Source organism: Vibrio sp. R15-SG3-ISO1A, from assembly GCF_059833955.1.
In genome coordinates this window covers 238,600-256,605 of the sequence record NZ_JCBDGH010000030.1, presented here as the reverse complement: position 1 = coordinate 256,605, position 18,006 = coordinate 238,600, and the positions used below count along the sequence as shown (strand labels likewise).

At 50.0% G+C, this 18,006-nt stretch carries 15 protein-coding genes; 6 read left to right on the top strand and 9 right to left on the bottom strand.

The window, feature by feature from the left end; genetic code table 11:
* Positions 1–9: 9 nt before the first annotated feature.
* The 4 genes from AC6R0L_RS04415 to AC6R0L_RS04400 all read right to left on the bottom strand — a co-directional run bounded on the left by AC6R0L_RS04415 (position 10) and on the right by AC6R0L_RS04400 (position 4,803).
* Entirely contained in the window at positions 10–1,101 is a 1,092-nt protein-coding gene (locus AC6R0L_RS04415; protein WP_500628367.1) for an ABC transporter ATP-binding protein, read from the bottom strand.
* A gap of 27 nt (positions 1,102–1,128) precedes the next feature.
* Positions 1,129–2,319 carry a carbohydrate ABC transporter permease gene (locus tag AC6R0L_RS04410; RefSeq protein WP_500628366.1) on the bottom strand — a complete coding sequence of 397 codons (1,191 nt, stop codon included), beginning with the start codon at positions 2,317–2,319 and terminating at the stop codon, positions 1,129–1,131.
* Positions 2,319–3,329, bottom strand: a complete 1,011-nt coding sequence (locus tag AC6R0L_RS04405; protein WP_500628365.1) for a carbohydrate ABC transporter permease — start codon at positions 3,327–3,329, stop codon at positions 2,319–2,321. The genes AC6R0L_RS04410 and AC6R0L_RS04405 overlap by 1 nt, the downstream gene beginning before the upstream one ends.
* Before the next feature lie 121 nt (positions 3,330–3,450).
* Entirely contained in the window at positions 3,451–4,803 is a 1,353-nt protein-coding gene (locus AC6R0L_RS04400; protein ID WP_500628364.1) for an ABC transporter substrate-binding protein, read from the bottom strand.
* 402 nt (positions 4,804–5,205) lie between these two features.
* On the opposite strand from AC6R0L_RS04400, the gene AC6R0L_RS04395 reads away from it, so the two are divergent.
* Entirely contained in the window at positions 5,206–6,243 is a 1,038-nt protein-coding gene (locus AC6R0L_RS04395) for a LacI family DNA-binding transcriptional regulator (protein ID WP_500628363.1), read from the top strand.
* A gap of 18 nt (positions 6,244–6,261) precedes the next feature.
* Positions 6,262–7,962, top strand: coding sequence for a glycoside hydrolase family 13 protein (locus AC6R0L_RS04390; RefSeq protein ID WP_500628362.1), 1,701 nt, complete (start codon positions 6,262–6,264; stop codon positions 7,960–7,962).
* A gap of 81 nt (positions 7,963–8,043) precedes the next feature.
* On the opposite strand, the gene AC6R0L_RS04385 is transcribed toward AC6R0L_RS04390, so the two are convergent.
* From AC6R0L_RS04385 to AC6R0L_RS04375, 3 genes are all read right to left on the bottom strand, one after another.
* The gene (locus tag AC6R0L_RS04385; RefSeq protein ID WP_500628361.1) at positions 8,044–9,753 is read right to left on the bottom strand and encodes an RluA family pseudouridine synthase; all 1,710 of its coding nucleotides are present in this window, start codon (positions 9,751–9,753) and stop codon (positions 8,044–8,046) included.
* A gap of 73 nt (positions 9,754–9,826) precedes the next feature.
* Positions 9,827–10,675, bottom strand: coding sequence for an S-formylglutathione hydrolase (gene fghA, locus AC6R0L_RS04380; protein WP_334551735.1), 849 nt, complete (start codon positions 10,673–10,675; stop codon positions 9,827–9,829).
* A 66-nt stretch (positions 10,676–10,741) separates the two neighbouring features.
* Positions 10,742–11,890: an S-(hydroxymethyl)glutathione dehydrogenase/class III alcohol dehydrogenase gene (locus tag AC6R0L_RS04375; RefSeq protein ID WP_500625378.1), complete on the bottom strand. Its 1,149-nt coding sequence runs from the start codon at positions 11,888–11,890 to the stop codon at positions 10,742–10,744.
* Positions 11,891–12,069: 179 nt separating this feature from the next.
* Here AC6R0L_RS04375 and AC6R0L_RS04370 point away from each other — a divergent pair, with 179 nt between their 5' ends.
* Positions 12,070–12,960 carry a LysR family transcriptional regulator gene (locus AC6R0L_RS04370; RefSeq protein WP_500628360.1) on the top strand — a complete coding sequence of 297 codons (891 nt, stop codon included), beginning with the start codon at positions 12,070–12,072 and terminating at the stop codon, positions 12,958–12,960.
* Here AC6R0L_RS04370 and AC6R0L_RS04365 read toward each other — a convergent pair whose 3' ends face one another.
* Together AC6R0L_RS04365 and AC6R0L_RS04360 are read right to left on the bottom strand one after the other, a co-directional pair.
* Positions 12,961–13,731 (bottom strand): siderophore-interacting protein, encoded by a 771-nt coding sequence (locus AC6R0L_RS04365; protein WP_500628359.1) that lies wholly within the window; start codon positions 13,729–13,731, stop codon positions 12,961–12,963.
* A 172-nt stretch (positions 13,732–13,903) separates the two neighbouring features.
* Positions 13,904–14,488: a LysE family translocator gene (locus AC6R0L_RS04360; RefSeq protein ID WP_500628358.1), complete on the bottom strand. Its 585-nt coding sequence runs from the start codon at positions 14,486–14,488 to the stop codon at positions 13,904–13,906.
* Between the two features lie 106 nt (positions 14,489–14,594).
* On the opposite strand from AC6R0L_RS04360, the gene AC6R0L_RS04355 reads away from it, so the two are divergent.
* The 3 genes from AC6R0L_RS04355 (at position 14,595) to AC6R0L_RS04345 (ending at position 17,715) form a co-directional block, all read left to right on the top strand.
* Entirely contained in the window at positions 14,595–15,035 is a 441-nt protein-coding gene (locus AC6R0L_RS04355; protein ID WP_500628357.1) for an Lrp/AsnC family transcriptional regulator, read from the top strand.
* A gap of 206 nt (positions 15,036–15,241) precedes the next feature.
* Complete coding sequence (locus AC6R0L_RS04350) at positions 15,242–16,216, top strand: porin (protein WP_500628356.1); 975 nt, start codon at positions 15,242–15,244, stop codon at positions 16,214–16,216.
* 455 nt (positions 16,217–16,671) lie between these two features.
* Positions 16,672–17,715 (top strand): GMP reductase, encoded by a 1,044-nt coding sequence (locus AC6R0L_RS04345; protein WP_334551741.1) that lies wholly within the window; start codon positions 16,672–16,674, stop codon positions 17,713–17,715.
* Positions 17,716–18,006: the final 291 nt, after the last annotated feature.

Sequence of the window (18,006 nt, the reverse complement as noted above, 5' to 3'; positions counted from 1 at the left end):
ATAGACACACTACAGATGTTTCAGTGAGATACCTTGTTGGTTGAACAAGTGAATCTTATCGGGCTCGGCCGTCAGTTTAATGTGCTCGCCTTTGTGATAGTCGAGAATACCCGGCAGCTTGGCCACGATGGACTCTTCATGATTGGGCACCTGGATGTGCAGCAGCGTGACTTCACCGAGCGATTCGACAAACAGCACCGTGCCCGTCATCAGTTCTTGCCCCTCGGCGGCGACACGAAAATCTTCTGGGCGAATGCCCATTTGCAAGGTGTCGCCAACTAATGCGCTCTGCGCTGCGATCGGGACAGTAATGGTGAGGCCGCTTTCGGCTTTGATTTGAGACTCGCTGCCTGCTGCTTCAAGAGTGACGGGGCTAATGTTCATCGCAGGTGAGCCAATAAAGCGCGCAACAAACACGTTCGCTGGATTGGTGTAGAGTTCCAATGGGGTGCCGACCTGTTCAATCTTGCCTGCTGAAAGCACCACAATGCGATCGGCGAGTGTCATGGCTTCGACCTGATCGTGCGTCACGTAGATCATCGTGGTTTGCTTGAGCTCCTCTTTTAAGTTGGCGATCTCAATACGCGTTTGTACCCGCAGCGCCGCGTCGAGGTTAGAGAGTGGCTCATCAAAAAGGAAGACTTTTGGTTGGCGTACAATCGCGCGGCCAATCGCCACTCGCTGTCTTTGCCCACCGGACAGCGCTTTCGGTAAACGGTCGAGGTAAGGTTCTAGTTGCAGCATGCGCGCGGCTTCCATTACTCGTTCATGGATCGCTTCTTTTGACTCTTTCGCGATGCGCATCGCAAACGCCATGTTGTCGTAAACCGTCATATGCGGGTAGAGGGCGTAGGTTTGAAACACCATCGCAATACCGCGCATCGCCGCAGGCAAATCGTTGACTTTCGCCCCTTCAATAAACAAATCGCCAGAGGTGATCTCTTCCAACCCCGCAATCATGCGCAGCAAGGTGGATTTACCACAGCCTGATGGCCCGACAAAGACGATAAATTCGCCTTGATCAATCTCCAAATCGACACCGTGAATGACTTGGGTGTCACCGTAGGCTTTTTTTACGTTGGTCAGTGTTAATCCTGTCATTATCAATTCTCTTCAATCCTTGGCTGGTTATTTCACAGAGCCAGAAAGCAATCCGCGCACTAAGTAGCGCTGCAAGGCAAAAAATACGGTCAGTGGTACAGCAATTGAGACAAAGGCTGAGGCCGTGAGGATCTCCCAGTTACCGCCACGAGAGCCGAGTAGTTCGCGTAAGCGGGCGGTGAGCACCATGTGCTCTTCTCCTGTGCCTAAGAACACCGTCGCGACCAGTAAGTCATTCCATACCCAAAGGAATTGGAAAATGCCAAAAGAGGCAAGGGCAGGGAAGGAGAGTGGCAGTACGATGCGCATAAAGATCTCAAAGTCTGTCGCACCGTCGACCTTGGCGGACTCAATGATCTCCCTTGGTAGGCTAGAGATGTAGTTGCGCAGCAGATAAATCGCCAGTGGCAGACCAAAGCCGGTGTGGGCAAGCCAGATACCGAGATAGGTTTTCGCGCCCACGCCAAAGAAGGCGCCAATGTCGTTGTAGAGACGCAGCAAGGGGATCAGTGACATCTGCAATGGCACCACAAGCAAGCCAACGACCATAGCAATCAGCAGGTTGCGACCGGGCATCTTCATCCAAGAGAGCGCATACGCAGCGTACGCAGCGATCAAAATCGGGATGATGGTAGCGGGAATCGTCACGGTGAGTGAGTTAATGAATGAGCGTCCAATCCCCTCTGCGGTCAGTACCTCGCGGTAGTTATCTAAGCCAAACTTGGGCGGCACGACGGCGGTATAGAAAATACGTTTGCCACGTGAGCCTTTGAACGGCTCGTTTGAGACCATTTCATAGTGACCATCTTCAGTGACGGTCAATGTCCCGTCGTTCATCTCGGCCACGTCGCCGGGTTGGTAAGCGGTCGGCTCTCTTGAGGAGAAACCAAATGCTTTAATATCAACAGGCTCACCATCAAGCAGCAGTTGCCCGGCAAGCACATAATGATCGCCTCGTTGAATTTGTGAGTCGGGATCGCCGGTGCGATCGACGAGGTTTTGTTCGGATGCGGTAAGGGATGTCCACCAACCACTCAGGGCAAGCTGATCTTTATCTCTGAATGAGGAGATGAACAAGCCTGCGGTCGGCAGTGTCCAAAGAATCACGATGACGAGCACCGAAAAGTGGACAAGAAAGGTCAGCGGTGAGCGCCTAAGTTTACTCAGGCTAAACTTGGCTTGGCTCACATTGGGTGCTGTAGTTTGAGGCTGAGACATTAACGATCCTCCATTTGAGCGCTGGCTTGGCGCATGTTCCACACCATAACAGGAACAACCGCGACCATGATCACCACGGCAATCGCCGCGCCGCGGCCAAAGTCACCGCCGCCTCTAAACATCCAGTCGAACATCATGTTCGCCAGCACCTGTGTACTCCATTGACCGTTGGTCATGGCAAGGACGATATCGAACACTTTCAGCACTAAGATGGTGATGGTGGTCCAGACCACAGCAATGGTGCCCCAAATTTGTGGAATGAGTATTTTGAAGAAGATTTGCACGCCATTGGCCCCATCAAGGACCGCCGCTTCCACCGTCTCTTCGGGAATACCGCGCAGTGCGGCTGAGAGAATCACCATCGCAAAGCCGGTTTGAATCCAAATTAAGATCACCATCAAAAAGAAATTATTCCAGAAAGGAAGGGTAATCCATGCTTGCGCCGTACCGCCGAATAGCTCGACGATGGCGTTTAAAATACCGATTTGTTCTGAGCCTGGCGCACGATAGTCATAAACGAACTTCCAGATGATCGACGCACCAATAAAGGAGATGGCCATCGGCATAAAAATCAAGCTTTTGGCAATATTGCCCCAGCTGACTTTATCGGTCAGCGCCGCGATCACCAAGCCAAAGAAGGTCGAGGCAGCCGGTACGACCAATAGCCACAACAGATTGTTGAACAGGGATTCACGAAACTCAGGGTCGTTGAACAGCCAGGTGTAGTTACTCAAGCCTACAAATTCAAAGCCGTTTCGATCGTGCAGTGATAACACCACAGATTCAAAAACGGGATAAATAAGGTAGAGGCCCAAAAACGCCAACGCTGGGCCAAGAAAGAGCCAAGGGCGAATCGCTGCGGCGCGACGCAGGTTTTGCGCCATGGTCTGATTGGAAACCCGACGAGTCGGGAAGATCACGCTAAGTAACCAGTTGGTGCCGACAAAGTAGACCACACAACTGGCAACGCCTAGCGCCATGATAAATAAAGAGGAATAGAGTTGCTCCATCACGACCTCAACTTGGAACCCTTGCCGACAGAAAACGCTTAGCTGACTGTCGAGGGTTGAACATCAATACGGCAGTCTCATCAGCGGGCTACCTTGGGTAGCCCGCATGGGATGAGATGAACTATTTGAGCGCATCCCAGGTTTTTTGGATGTCGTTGGCGACATCTTGCGCCGATTTACCGCCGCTGTAGTCGACCATGCCTGTCCAGAATGCGCCTGCGCCGATTTTACCTGGCATCAAGTCAGAGCCGTCAAAGCGGAAGGTTGTGGCTTGAAGTAAGATCTCACCTTGTTTTTTCAAGGTGTCGTTGCCGTACGCATCCACGTTAGCGCCTTTATGCGGTGTTAAGAAACCAGACTGAGCCATCCAAATTTCATGCGCAATCGGCGATTGGAGGAACTCCATGAACGCGCGAGCCGCTTTGGAATCTTTGGTGATGCTCCACATGGTGCCGGCACCGAGTACCGGTTTACCTAAGTCTTTCGACTCATAAGCAGGGAAGTAGAAGAAGTCCGCATCCGCGCCCAGTTCCGTTCCTTCAGGGAAGAAGCTTGGAATGAATGACGCTTGACGGTGCATGTAACATTTGGCCGGAGAGGTAAAGAGACCTTTTGGCGAATCCCTAAAGTCAGTCGCAGCGACCGCACGCGCACCGCCATCCACGTAGGCGTCGTTGCGAACAAACCAACCGAATTCTTCAATTGCGCCGACCACTTTCGCGTCGTTGAATTTCAGCTCGTTGCTGACCCATTTGTCGTAATCTGCGGGAGATTGGGTGCGCAGCATCATGTCTTCTACCCAGTCAGTGGCTGGCCAGCCGGTTGCGCCGCCAGAACCTAGACCGACACACCAAGGTGTTTCACCATCTTTGACGATTTGATCGGTAAGCGCTTTAAGCTCTTCCATGGTTTCTGGTACTTCGTAGCCTGCATCTTCAAAGTTTTCAGGCACATACCAAACCAGTGATTTCAAATCGACTTTATAGAAGAAGCCGTAGAGCGCTTCTTTACCATCTTTGCCGGTAAATGTGCCCAGGTCGACCCAGGATGAGCCTGCCGCATAGTTATTATTAATCCAGTCGGCCATGGAAGGCTCAAGTGGCGTTAGGAAGCCTTTTGAGGCCAAATCAGCCGCAAGACCTGGCTGCGGGAAGATCGCAATGTTTGGCGCACTACCTGCTTGTACATCGATGGCGATTTGCTGCTCAAACGAGTCTGAGCCAGAGTATTTCACCACGGCGCCTGTTGCCGCTTCGAAGTAGGCGATAACGCTTTCCACCAGCTCCTTATCTTCGGTCAACCAAGGGCCGAATACGGTGACGGTTTCACCTTTTAAATCCATATTTTTGAGTGCTTCGTAGCTCTGCCAATTAAAGCGAGCGTCTTCACCCGGTGCGTACTTCAGTTCGGCGGCAAACGCGGAGGTAGCAGAAATCGCGACCGCGATTGCACCAGCAAGTAGAGAGGTTTTCATCAGTAAGACTCCATGTATTCGATACCCTTTACCTTCAATGGGTTAGGGTGGGTTCAGATACTTTGTTTCATTGTTATAATTGATGTTATTCCCTAGACTTAACCCATCAAGATTCTATAACTTCTATAAAGACCAGTAATTTCTTAATCGATTAAGCTATCAATAAACAACATAAGACGTTATTTCAAATTCGCCTGTTTTTCTGCTCAATCTTGTGCTTTTGATCAAGTTTTTCTCTGGTTTGCTGCTCACTCTATGACCGCTGTCAAACTAATCAATTTTTAGTGATTAAGTGAGTTCCTTATTTCTTCTTAATCGATTTAGAATTGTGAAATATAACCCTGATCTATCGACGCCGTTGGTGTGGTTCACTCAGGGAGTCAGTGAAGGAGTGGTAGTGCGATGAGCAGTGAAAGGCGAAAACCGACGTTGAAAACCGTGGCGGCCCATCTTGGGGTCTCGACCGCGACGGTGTCGAACGCTTTCAATCGTCCCAACCAACTCTCCCAGTCTCTGCGTGAGAAAATTTTGGCGGAGTGTGAAACGCTTGGTTACACGGGGCCAAGCATTACGGCGCGCAGTTTAAGAACGGGGAAAACAGGGGTGATTGGTGTATTGCTGGCAGACAGCCTGGCGTACAACTTTACCGATCCGGTGGCGACCGAATTTCTCGCGGGAATATCAAAAACCTTGGACGCAGCACACGTCAATATGCTGCTGCTGCCCTCCAATCACGAGAACTACCAAAATACGCAGGTGGAAACCATTCCAGATAGCTTTATCGTCTATGGTAAGCCGATGGACCCGAGCGTGATCAATTTGATTTTGCGCCAACACAAGCCGGTGGTGTCGGTGGATTTTTACCTTCCTGATATTCCTTCCGTGAACGTAGATAACTTTACTGCTTGCTATGACATCGCCAAACACGCCATCCGTAGCCCGAATGACAATGTGTTGATTCTTGGCTTGCGTCTAGAGCCGTCGACGTCTATGTCGCTGGCGAACCTGAGCTCACTGTATACCAGTGAAGAGTCCGTTTCGCGTTGCCGATTTGAAGGTTACAAAAAAGCCTTGGCAGAAAGCGGGATTGATTTGGCCTACGAGAACGTCTGGCAGATTCACGACCTTGACGAAGCCAGCCTGAAAACCATGTTGCGCGGTGCGTTGGCCAACCCGAAAAAAGTCGATGTGCTGCTCTGTATGAGTGACAAAATCGCGCTCGCCGCGCTGGATGTGGCCAATGAACTTGGTCTTTCTATGCCCGATACACTGCGCGTTGTCGGCTTTGATGGCATTCCGAAAGCGGCGCAAGCGGGCCTGACAACGATTGCTCAACCGATTATGAAAAAGGGCCAAGTGGCCGCGCAAATGGCGCTTGGACACATCCCTTACGAAACCGTCCAACTGGACACAGAGCTGGTGGTTGGCACCAGCAGTTAACTTGCTAAGGAGTCTCCCATGACGACGGGACAACTGGAAAAACGCTGGTGGCACGATGCCGTGGTGTACCAAATCTACCCAAGAAGCTTTAATGATTCTAATGGGGACGGTATTGGCGATATTCCGGGCATCATCGACAAACTGGATTACATTCAAGAGCTCGGAGCCAATGTGATTTGGCTCAGTCCTGTCTACAAGTCACCGATGGATGACAACGGATACGACATTTCAGACTATCAGCAGATCGCACCAGAATTTGGCACCATGGCGGACATGGACAGGTTGTTGGCAGAAGCGGACAAACGCGGCATCAAGATTGTGATGGATCTGGTGGTGAACCACACCTCTGATGAACATCCTTGGTTCATTGAATCGAAAAGCAGCAAGGATAACCCTAAGCGCGATTGGTACATCTGGAAAGATCCCAAACCCGATGGCAGTGAGCCCAACAACTGGGAGTCTTTCTTTAAGCCCAAAGCGTGGACACTGGATGAGAATACTGGCCAGTATTACTTGCACCTGTTTAGTAATCGCCAGCCGGATCTCAACTGGGCCAATCCAGAAGTGCGTGAAGCCGTGTATGAGATGATGCATTTTTGGCTTAAAAAGGGGCTTGGCGGGTTTCGCATGGATGTGATCAACATGATTGGTAAGCCATCTGATTTTCCCGATGCGACCATTTTTGATGCCGGTGTCGCAGGCTGGGAACATTGGTCCAATAACCTGTTGGTGCACCAGTACTTGCGTGAAATGCATGAGAAGGTACTTCAGCATTACGATGTGTTGACGGTAGGCGAAACGCCATTCACGACGACCTTAGATGGCCGCTACTATTCGCACCCTGATCGCAAAGAAATCAGCATGATTTTCCAATTTGAGCACGTCAGTATTGATCGCGAAGAGCATAACGCAGTGAAAAAGCCGTTCGATCTGGTGCAGTACAAGGAGATCATGACACGTTGGCAAGACGATTTGTACCAAAAAGGCTGGAACAGCGTCTACTGGAGTAACCATGATCAGCCGCGTACTGTCTCTCGCTACGGTTGTGATTCGCCGCAATATCGAGTCATCAGTGCGAAAATGCTCGGTACAGTGCTGCACATGATGAGCGGCACGCCCTACATCTATCAAGGCGAAGAAATTGGTATGACCAACAAGCACTTTGCCAGTATCGAGGAATTTAACGATTTGATGGCCAAGTTCCATTATCAAAAAATGATGGAGCGTGGCATGACCGAGCAAGATGCATTGGCGTTTCTCAACGACTTTTCACGCGATCATGCCCGAGTGCCTGTGCAGTGGGAAGATGCGGCCAATGCGGGATTCACCACCGGGACACCGTGGTTGCCGGTCAATGACAATTATCCAGAGATCAATGTGGCGCAAGCGGTGCTTGATCCTAACTCGATTTACCATCACTACCGAGCCCTGATTGCGCTGCGTAAAAGTGAAAAGTTTGGTGATGTGGTGGTGTATGGCCGTCACACATTGCTCGACCCGCAAGACAGTGAAGTGTACGCCTATGTGAGGCAAGATGAGCAAAGCGGCCGCGCTCTGTTGGTTGTGGCGAACTTTACTGATCAAACCTTAGAGCGCCGCTATCCGTATCAAGCCAAACAAGTGCTGATCAACAACTATCCGCAAGCGGAATTTAACCTTGATGGATTAACCTTAGCGCCGTATCAAGCAGTGGTGATGGAGATTACGGCAAGCGTTTAAGTGGGCGTTTGGCACCTTCATTCTCACCGCTATAGCGTGAGTTCATAAGCCGCATAGCATCAACGCTATGCGGCTTTTTACTTAAAACTCACACGGCGCTTCGAAGATGAGCGGCTCTTTAGTGTAAGGGTGCTCAAACTCCAATCGCTCGGCATGCAAGTGCAGGCGATCAGCTTTATGGCCGTAGAGCGCATCACCGACAATCGGGATGGCGAGGCCAAGGTGGTGGGCACAGTGGACGCGCAATTGATGGGTGCGTCCTGTTCTTGGGTAAAGCCGTAACTTGCTGCGCCCGTCGCGTTGTTCAATCAATTGCCAATGGGTTAACGCCGGTTTGCCGTGTTCAAAGCAAACCAGTTGGCGTGGTCTATCTTCTGGGTCGCCTCGTAGCGGCAGCGAAATCTCCCCTTCATTGCCAGGCACTTGGCCATCGATTAGCGCGATGTAGCGTTTTTGTACTTGGCGAGAGATAAACTGTTTCTGCAGGCTTTTGTTCGCACGGCGCGTGAGAGCGAACACCAAAAGTCCAGAGGTCGCCATATCTAATCGATGAATAACAAACGGCCCTTCACACTCAGGGTAGCGCTCAGTCAAACGCGTGTAGGCGGAATCTGTGATGGTTTTTCCTGGCACTGAAAGTAGGCCTGAAGGCTTATTGACCACCACCATGGCGTCATCTTCATAGATAATGTCGAGGGGCAGGTTTTCGGCCCAGTTTTGCTCAAGTGGATTGTCATCCACCTCTAGCCCTTGCAGCATGTGGCCGAGAATCGGTTGACACTTACTATTGCACGATGGATAAAAATGACGATGCTGGCGAATTTCCGATTTGGGTGACACTCCCCACCAAAACTCCGCCATAGCCAGTGGCGTATAACCATGCTGATACGCGTAGTGGAGCAATTTCGGCGCTGCGCATTCGCCTGCGCCAGCAGCGGGCGTCGGGGTGGTGGTTGGGGCGAAAATCGCATTGAGTGAGCGCGATTCACCGCGCGCATTGAGAAACTGATAGTGGTCAAACAACTTGTGTTGCAGTTGGTTTGAGAGCGTTTTGCGCTTTTGTTTTAACGCATTCAACTGCGCTTGTTGTTCGTCAATGCGTCGCTGTAATGCTGTCGCTTTCTCTTCCCACTCCAGTTTTAGATACTTGAGGCGGTTTTTATCCGCAACACTCTGTTTTGCTAATTCATCGAGGCGCGCTTGTTGCTCGGCGCTGTGTGGCTCGCTTTGTAGGGTTTGACGCTCTGCTTTACGCTCAGCACGGCGCGAGATCATGGTTTGTCTCAGAGCGTGCTCCTCTTTGGCGAACGTTTGATTGAGCGTGGTGAGCGCCTCGATGAGCGGTGTCAGATCGTGGTTTTGCTGCCAAGCGGTGACTTGCGCATTAATGTCGGTGATTTGCGCTAATTCTCGGCGGAAAAAGCTCTCTTCCGCGAGCATATCAAAGACGGGCGGGACAAAACCGGGCAGAAGGTTTTGGTCAGCAATTTTGCCTGAAAAAGCAGAAAAGAAACCAATCTCACCTTGCGGTGAGCGTACTAACAGCACACCAAACATTTTTCCACTAGAGTGTTGCACGGCCGCAGAGTCACTCTTCAGAGCGCCGTTTGGCGAAACACCAAAGTCATGCTGCCACTGGGTTTGGCTCATCAAGTGTTGCTGCAACTGCGCAGCTGCTGCCACGCACAGCGGATGCGGCTGGTAGTAGAAGGGGAACGTGAACTTCTCAGGTAGTGTGCGGGTATCTATCGCTGGTTCAAAGCGAGTAAACAGCGAGTCCGGTTGGTGCATGGCTGGCATTCATTCTTGATTCAATCTGGCGCCGATTGTACCGAATTAGCGTTTGAATGCCAGCGAGAGCGTGTTACGCGTCAATCAAAGCGAGGTGCTTAGCGTGAAACTCGAGATGATCATCAATAAAGCTCGAGATGAAGAAGTAGCTGTGGTCATAGCCACTTTGCATGCGCAGTTCCAAATGGCTGTCATGGGCTTTTGCCGCGGCAAACAGCATCTCTGGTTTGAGTTGATCGTTTAAAAAGTTGTCCGCATCACCTTGGTCGACAAGGATAGGCAAAGGTGATGGCCCAGATTTCAATAGCTCACACGCATCGTATGGCTTCCATGTTTCGACATCTGAACCGAGATACGCCTGAAACGCTTTTTGTCCCCAGGGGACATGAATCGGATGACAAATCGGACTAAAAGCGGAAATCGACTGGTACAGATGCGGATTTTTCAGGCCAATCGTCAACGCGCCGTGTCCGCCCATGCTGTGGCCAGAGATGGAGCGCAGCGAGGAGATGGGAAAGTGCGATTCAATCAGGGTCGGTAACTCTTCGGTGATGTAGCTGTACATCTGATAGTGCTTTTTCCACGGTGGCTGTGTGGCGTTGAGGTAGAATCCGGCGCCTTTCCCTAGGTCGTACTCTGGGTCATCGGCGACCTCGTCACCTCTTGGGCTGGTATCGGGTGCGATGATTGCTAGGCCAAGTTCGGCCGCTTTTTTGAACGCACCAGCTTTTTGCATGAAGTTTTCGTCAGTACAGGTGAGGCCAGATAGCCAATACAAAGCGGGGACAGGCGAGGTGGCACTGGCATTGGGCGGCAAAAACAGCGCAAAACGCATGGTGCAGTTTAGCACCTCAGAGTCATGGCTATATTGCTTGTGCCAGCCTTGTGCCACTTTGGCTTGCGATAGGTTAGTTAAGGTCATCGTATGCTCCTAACGTTGGCTGCCGCCACAGTGTGACGGCAGACGAATGATGAGTGTGCGGGCGGGTTATTTATCCATGTGGATGACAGAGCGAATGCTCTTACCTTCATGCATCAGATCAAACGCGTGGTTGACCTCATCAAGGCCCATGGTGTGCGTGATGAACTCTTGCAAGCCAAATTCACCCGCTAGGTAGCGCTCAACAATGTCGGGAAGCTCAGAGCGGCCTTTAACGCCACCAAAGGCACTGCCGCGCCATACACGACCTGTCACCAATTGGAATGGACGGGTTGAGATCTCTTGGCCTGCACCGGCCACACCAATGATCACTGACTCCCCCCAACCTTTGTGGCAACACTCGAGTGCAGAGCGCATCACATTGACGTTACCAATGCACTCAAAAGAGAAGTCGACACCGCCATCCGTCATTTCGACGATCACTTCCTGAATGGGGCGATCAAAGGATTGTGGATTGATGACATCCGTCGCACCCAGTTGCTTGGCCAAATCAAATTTGCTCTCGTTGATGTCGATACCAATGATACGACCCGCGCCCGCCATGCGTGCACCGATGATTGCCGAAAGACCAATACCACCGAGGCCAAAAATCGCGACGGTATCGCCTTTTTGTACTTTCGCCGTATTTAAAACCGCGCCCATACCTGTGGTGACGCCACAGCCGAGCAAGCACACCTCTTCAAGCGGCGCTTCTTTGTTGACTTTCGCCAGTGAAATCTCTGGAAGCACAGTGTATTCAGAGAAGGTTGAGCAGCCCATGTAGTGGAAAATAGGCTGGCCATCTTTGTAAAAGCGCGTGGTGCCATCAGGCATCAAACCTTTGCCTTGTGTTTCACGTACCGCTTGGCACAAGTTGGTTTTACCCGAGGTACAGAACTTACACTCACCACATTCTGCGGTGTAGAGTGGAATGACGTGATCGCCGACGGAAACACTCGTTACGCCTTCGCCAACCATTTCGACAATGCCGCCGCCTTCATGACCGAGAATCGCGGGGAATACCCCCTCTGGATCGTCACCTGAGAGCGTGTAAGCATCGGTGTGGCATACGCCCGTCGCCACGATACGCACCAACACTTCGCCTTTTTTCGGCAGTTGGACATCTACTTCTTCCATTTTCAGTGGCTCGCCAGCCGCCCAAGCCACAGCGGCTTTAGACTTAATGAATTCCTGACCGGGTTTAATATCAAGTGCCATCGGGTATTCCTCTTTTTTAGCAGTGGGCAGACGCTCTAAGCCTAGCAACAATAGCGAAAGCTGCAGCGTCCTATTTCATTACTACCTTATACTGTTTCGCTTTTGTTGATAATGAGGTGGATTTGCAAATTATTTTTACGTATATGTAATAATTGGCGAGTTTAAATGAGGAGAGAGTCATGGCGAATTGGGAAGGGGTGAACGAGTTTGTCGCAGTGGGTCATCATCAATCGTTTACTGTCGCGGCCAAAAAATTGAATACCTCTGTGGCGCAAGTCAGCCGTAAGGTCGCTGCGCTTGAAGAGCGGCTAGCGGTTAAACTGCTTAACCGCACTACGCGTAAAGTCTCGCTCACCGAAGCGGGGCAATTGTACTTTCAACGCTGCAAGCATCTGGTCGAAGGGCTTGAGTTGGCAGAGCTCTCTGTGACGCAAATGCAATCGAGCCCCAAAGGTATGGTGAAAATCACTGCGCCAGTGGCTTATGGTGAGTCGCATGTCGCGCCGATCCTCAATGAATTTTTGGAGCACTATCCGCAAGTAGATCTGGACTTAAATCTCACCAATCAAACGTTGGATTTGATTGAATCAGGTGTTGATATCGCCGTGCGCCTTGGCCGCTTACAAGACTCCAGTTTGATTGCCAAGCGGCTGTCATCTCGGCAAATTCATGTTTGTGCCTCGCCGGCTTATTTGGCGCGTTATGGCGAGCCACATACCTTGTCTGAACTGGTGAATCACAGTTGCTTGGTTGGGTCACTGGATCATTGGCGGTTTGTCGAAGGGGCGCGAGAGCGAGCGATTAAAGTCTCGGGTCGCGTACGCTGTAACTCTGGTTTTGCGCTGCGCAGCGCGGCAAAGCGCGGCCTTGGTTTGATTCAACTGCCCGACTACTACGTCAAACAGGATTTAGAATCGGGCCAATTGGTCGAAGTGCTCACCGATTACCGCGTTGACCGAGAAGGCATTTGGGCGCTGTATCCCCACAATCGAAATTTGTCGCCCAAGGTTCGCCTTGTGATTGATTTTCTGGCAGAGAGGCTCGCACAGCGCGAGCCGGTTAGTGAGTAACTAGGCGAGGCTATCGGCGTCTTGCTTTTTAATTTGCTTGTGGCCATCTTCTGAGACACCTTGCTTCCAATAACTGCTGATGTAGATGAAGTCGCGGTCCACCTCTTTCTCATTTCTAAAATACTGGCGCAGTTGGCGCATCGAATCAAACTCGCAGGCACACCAAATGGACGCTTGACCTGCTAACCAAGGTTGCGCTTTGACATGTTCTGCCAAAGGCTTGCCTTCGGTGACCCAAAGTACCTCAAAGTGACTGGGTATCGTTAAGGCTTGTTTATCTTGCTCGGATTGAACCTGAATCACCGCATAACCGCGTGCGTCTTCAGGCAGTTGTTTGATTTTGGCGGACAGAGCAGGGAGCGCAGTCATATCGGCGACCATAAAAAACCAGTCGGCATCTGTGTTAATGGGCGCAATGGTGCCAGGGCCGGCAATTGAGATGGTATCGCCCACCTGAGCGGACATCGCCCAACGCGCCGCAAAGCCGCAACTTAAGTCGCGAGTTTCGTGACGAACAAAATCCACCTCAAGAGTGCGTGCGGCCGCGTCAAAGTGACGAATGGTGTAGGTACGCATGATGGGGCGCTGACCTTCTTGTTGTGAAGTGAGATCGGTGCCACCTTCTGCGTTAAACAGTAGTTTAATGTAACCGCCATCGCAGTCATGGGGAAAGTCACTTAAGGCGTGACCGTGTAATACGATGCGCTGCATATTGGGCGTGATGGTCTCTGTTGATACAACAGTAAGCAGTTTTGGTGAAGGCTTCTTCATAATGAGGACTCTTACAATCAGGTTGAGCTCGACAGTTGTTGTCGATAATTATTCTTTTTCGCATTTAAGATTAACAGCTCAACCTCGTTAATGTCAGTCTCTTTAACTAAATTTACATTCGAAAGATGTAAATTAGCCAAAAGCACATCCGAACCAACAGCGTTGAGATGAATCACAGCATCGGTAGGGTAGATGCGATCAACAGCAGTGCCATCGTGATGTTAAACACGCGCACGCGAGTGGTATTGGTTAACCAACGTTGCATCTCTTTGCCTGCCAATACCCAGAAGGAGCAAGAGGGGAAATTCACGAGCATAAATGCGCTGGAGATCACCAACAGTTCCCATACACCTCCTCCATTACTATAGAGGGTGACCGCTGTCAGTGCCATTGACCAACCTTTGGGATTGACCCACTGAAACCCGGCGGCATTGAGAAAAGTCAGCGGTTTATACGCCTCTTGACTGGAGACTTGTCCGCTCAATGCAATTTTTACCGCGAGGTAACCAAGGTAGAGTAAGCTGAGCCACTTTAACCCTTGATGAAGCGCTGGATAGGTGATGAAAACTTGCGTCAACCCGAGCCCAACTAGTAGCACCATAAACGCAAAGCCGAACACCACACCTGCGATATGCGGCAGGGTTCTTAGATAGCCGACGTTGGCGCCACTGGTCATTAACATGACGTTGTTGGGCCCCGGGGTAAAGGTAGAAACGAACGCGAACAGAGTCAGCGCAGTCACTTGATCCAGTAACATGATGCAATCCTTAATCGAGAAATGAATCCTTATCGTATGTTGTCGTGCGAGCAATTGTGTGTTTTTATTTGTGTAAATTCGCCACCAAAAGACATGAATTATCAAGATGGATAAATACGACGACAGAATATTGCGTGAGTTAAAGAATGACGGAAGAATATCCAATGTAGAGCTATCTGAGCGAATTGGGCTCTCAGCCTCAGCAACCTTGCGACGTGTGCAAGAGTTGGAAAAAAGAGGGGTGATCAAAGGGTATCGCGCGGTGCTCGATAATGGGCAGTTGGGTGTTGGCTTTGTCGCCTACGTGTCGATTGGGCTAGCCAGTCATCGCAAGCAAGCCCAGTTGGAATTTGAAGATCATGTCAGGTTTGTTGATGAAGTGGTGGAGTGCCACAACATCACAGGATCGAACGAATATCTGCTTAGAGTCGAGGCGAAAGATCTGCCCAGTTACAAACAATTTCACGCGGATGTACTGGGTGAGTGCCGACAAGTCAATTCCATATCCACCATGGTGGTGATGGACTCTCCTAAAGATGAACGATAGTGGCTATTTTTCAGCCTAAATCTACATTTTTCTATTTAACATTAATTAATTGACTGATTTTAAATAAGGTTTTGTCATCATCATTACATAGAACTGCCACCAAAGTGTCATCAACGAGCCATGAAACCTTCATAGAGTCTGACTAACTTAGTCGCCATTGAATTGGTTTGAGCAATGAAGCTCTTTGATTAAAAAAGGTAAGTAAGATGAATAAAGCAGTTCTAGCATCAGCAGTGTTGGCGGTTCTCACCTCTGGTTCCGCATTGGCGGCAACAGTTTACAAAGCTGACGGTACTGAATTCAAAGTGGGTGGTCGTGTTGAGTTTCGTGGTGATTTCATTGGTAACGAGGACGGTGAAGAGATTCCAGGTACTATGGAAGATTCTTCACGTGCTCGCCTTAATCTTAAAGGCAAAAGTGAAATTCAAGACGGTATGACGGCGTTTGCTGTCTATGAAGCAGAACAAAAAGTAGATTCTGACTTCAAAAATCGCTACATGTACGCTGGTGTCGACTTTGATGGGCAAGCTTTCTCCGTTGGTAAGCAAGACATGGCATCAGTCATCGTATCTGATATGACCGATATCACTGAGTTTTCTGGCGTACAACAAGCGATTGATGCGTCTAGTGATAAAGCGAGCAGTGTGATCGCCTACCGTGGTGGCTTTGATTCACTACAACTTGAAGTTACCTACCAAGCGAACAGCGAAAAAGACGCAGACGGCTACAGCCTAGCAGGTTTGTATTCTGCACCTATGGGCCTAGACATCGGTTTAGCGTACTCGGCGGCGGAAAGCGGCAATTTAGATGATTCGCAAGTGCTTGTTGGTTTGGGTTACACCCTGGATAACCTGTACTTAGCGGGCACCTACTCAAAAGGTGACAACGAAACTGAGGAAGGTGCTGGCTCTGAATTCACGGCCTACGAACTCGCGGCGCAATACAAGTTTACCAAGCAATTCTCTGCGGCGGTTCTGTACACTTATCAAGAGAACGAAGCGTCTGATGGTACAAAAGCCGACGAGACCGATGGCGTAGAAATTGCTGGTTACTACAAATTTAACAGCAACTTCCGCACTTACGTTTCTTACTTCATCAATGGCATCAGCGAAGAGAAAATCGGTGGCCTGGTTACCGCGGGTGAAGATACACTTCGTCTAGGCGCGCGTTACGATTTCTAATCACAAAACAACGTCAGTTTTGTCTACCCATTTGGTCAAGCTTCGTGCTTGGCCATTTTTTTGCCTGAAATTTGAGCGGAAAACGCCGTCTTTTTAGAATATCCGTGGCTCAGGGTGTGAGTGGATAAGGTGAAATAACCTAGATGAGTGCGCTGGTAATGAGCGAGTGATAAAAGCAAACGTTTAGTTGGTCATTGGTAACCATCTGATTGTTAAAAAGAAATTAAGAGAAGATTTGAAAGGTAGGGAATTTAGGTATGCAACTTAACCGAACTGTATCACAAAAAATCTAACAATATCAGTCTTGCAGGAAACAAATCACAACCTATAATGCTGAAAACCGGAGCGTCTGCCAACGCTCCGGTTTTTTTGTGTCCGAAACTCAGTCACGCTTCTGCCAAAGCGTACCGAAAACGCACCGACACTCCGATTTGAAGAGAAAGGAATGGTAATCCATGCGTATCGAACAAGAACTTAAGTTAGGCTTTAAAGATGTCCTGTTTCGCCCGAAACGTTCTACCCTAAAAAGTCGTTCTCAAGTAAATTTAACCCGCGATTTTACATTCAAGCATAGTGGCCGTCAATGGTCTGGCGTGCCTGTGATCGCTGCCAATATGGACTCTGTCGGCAGCTTTGAAATGGCAACCGCACTTGCTGAGCACGGCGTGATGACGGCAATGCACAAGCACTACTCTGTTGAGCAGTGGGCTGAGTTTGTCGCCAATGCCACACCAGAAACGCTCAATAAAGTGTTTGTTTCAACGGGTACTTCACAGCGTGATTTCGAAAAGACGCAGCAAATTCTCGCCCTCAGCGATGACTTGGAATTTATCTGTATTGACATCGCAAATGGCTACTCTGAGCATTTGGTGGAGTTTGTCCAGCAAGTGCGCCAAGCATTCCCAACGAAGACCATCTCTGCGGGTAACGTCGTTACAGGCGACATGTGTGAAGAGTTGATTCTAGCCGGTGCCGACATCGTCAAAGTGGGTATTGGCCCGGGTTCGGTGTGTACTACTCGTGTGAAAACGGGGGTGGGTTACCCGCAGCTTTCCGCCATCATCGAATGTGCGGATGCAGCGCACGGCCTTGGCGGCATGATCATCGGTGACGGTGGCTGTTCTTGTGCAGGTGACGTAGCCAAAGCGTTCGGCGGCGGTGCTGATTTTGTCATGCTCGGCGGTATGCTCGCGGGTCATGAAGAATCTGGTGGTGAGTTGGTAGAAAAAGACGGCAAAACCTTCATGAAGTTCTACGGCATGTCTTCTCAGTCTGCCATGGATAAGCACTCAGGCGGCGTTGCGCAGTACCGCGCAGCGGAAGGAAAAACCGTACTTCTACCATTCCGCGGCAGTGTTCACGGCACCATCTCTGACATCCTCGGCGGTGTCCGATCGACGTGTACCTACGTAGGCGCAGCAAAGCTTAAAGAGCTAACGAAGCGCACGACGTTTATTCGTGTACAAGAGCAAGAGAATAACGTATTCGGCAAAGAGTGATTTAAGCACTTTGAAATAGATTGTAAAAACAACCCTATATTGATTTTACGAAAGCATACGTTGAGATAGAGACAACCATACCTTCAAACGTTTTATAAAGTGTACAACACTTAACGATGTTTGCTACAGGTATGGTTTTTTATTCTGAGCAATGCATTATTAGACATTTCTCAGAATATCCATTTCCCAGTTTATCGGCCGCACATTACCACAAGTATCATTTTCGAAGACCCATCTTTCCGGCTTGAGTTTTTATCTAGGGTGCGCTGCCATTCTCGACGCGCATTTTGT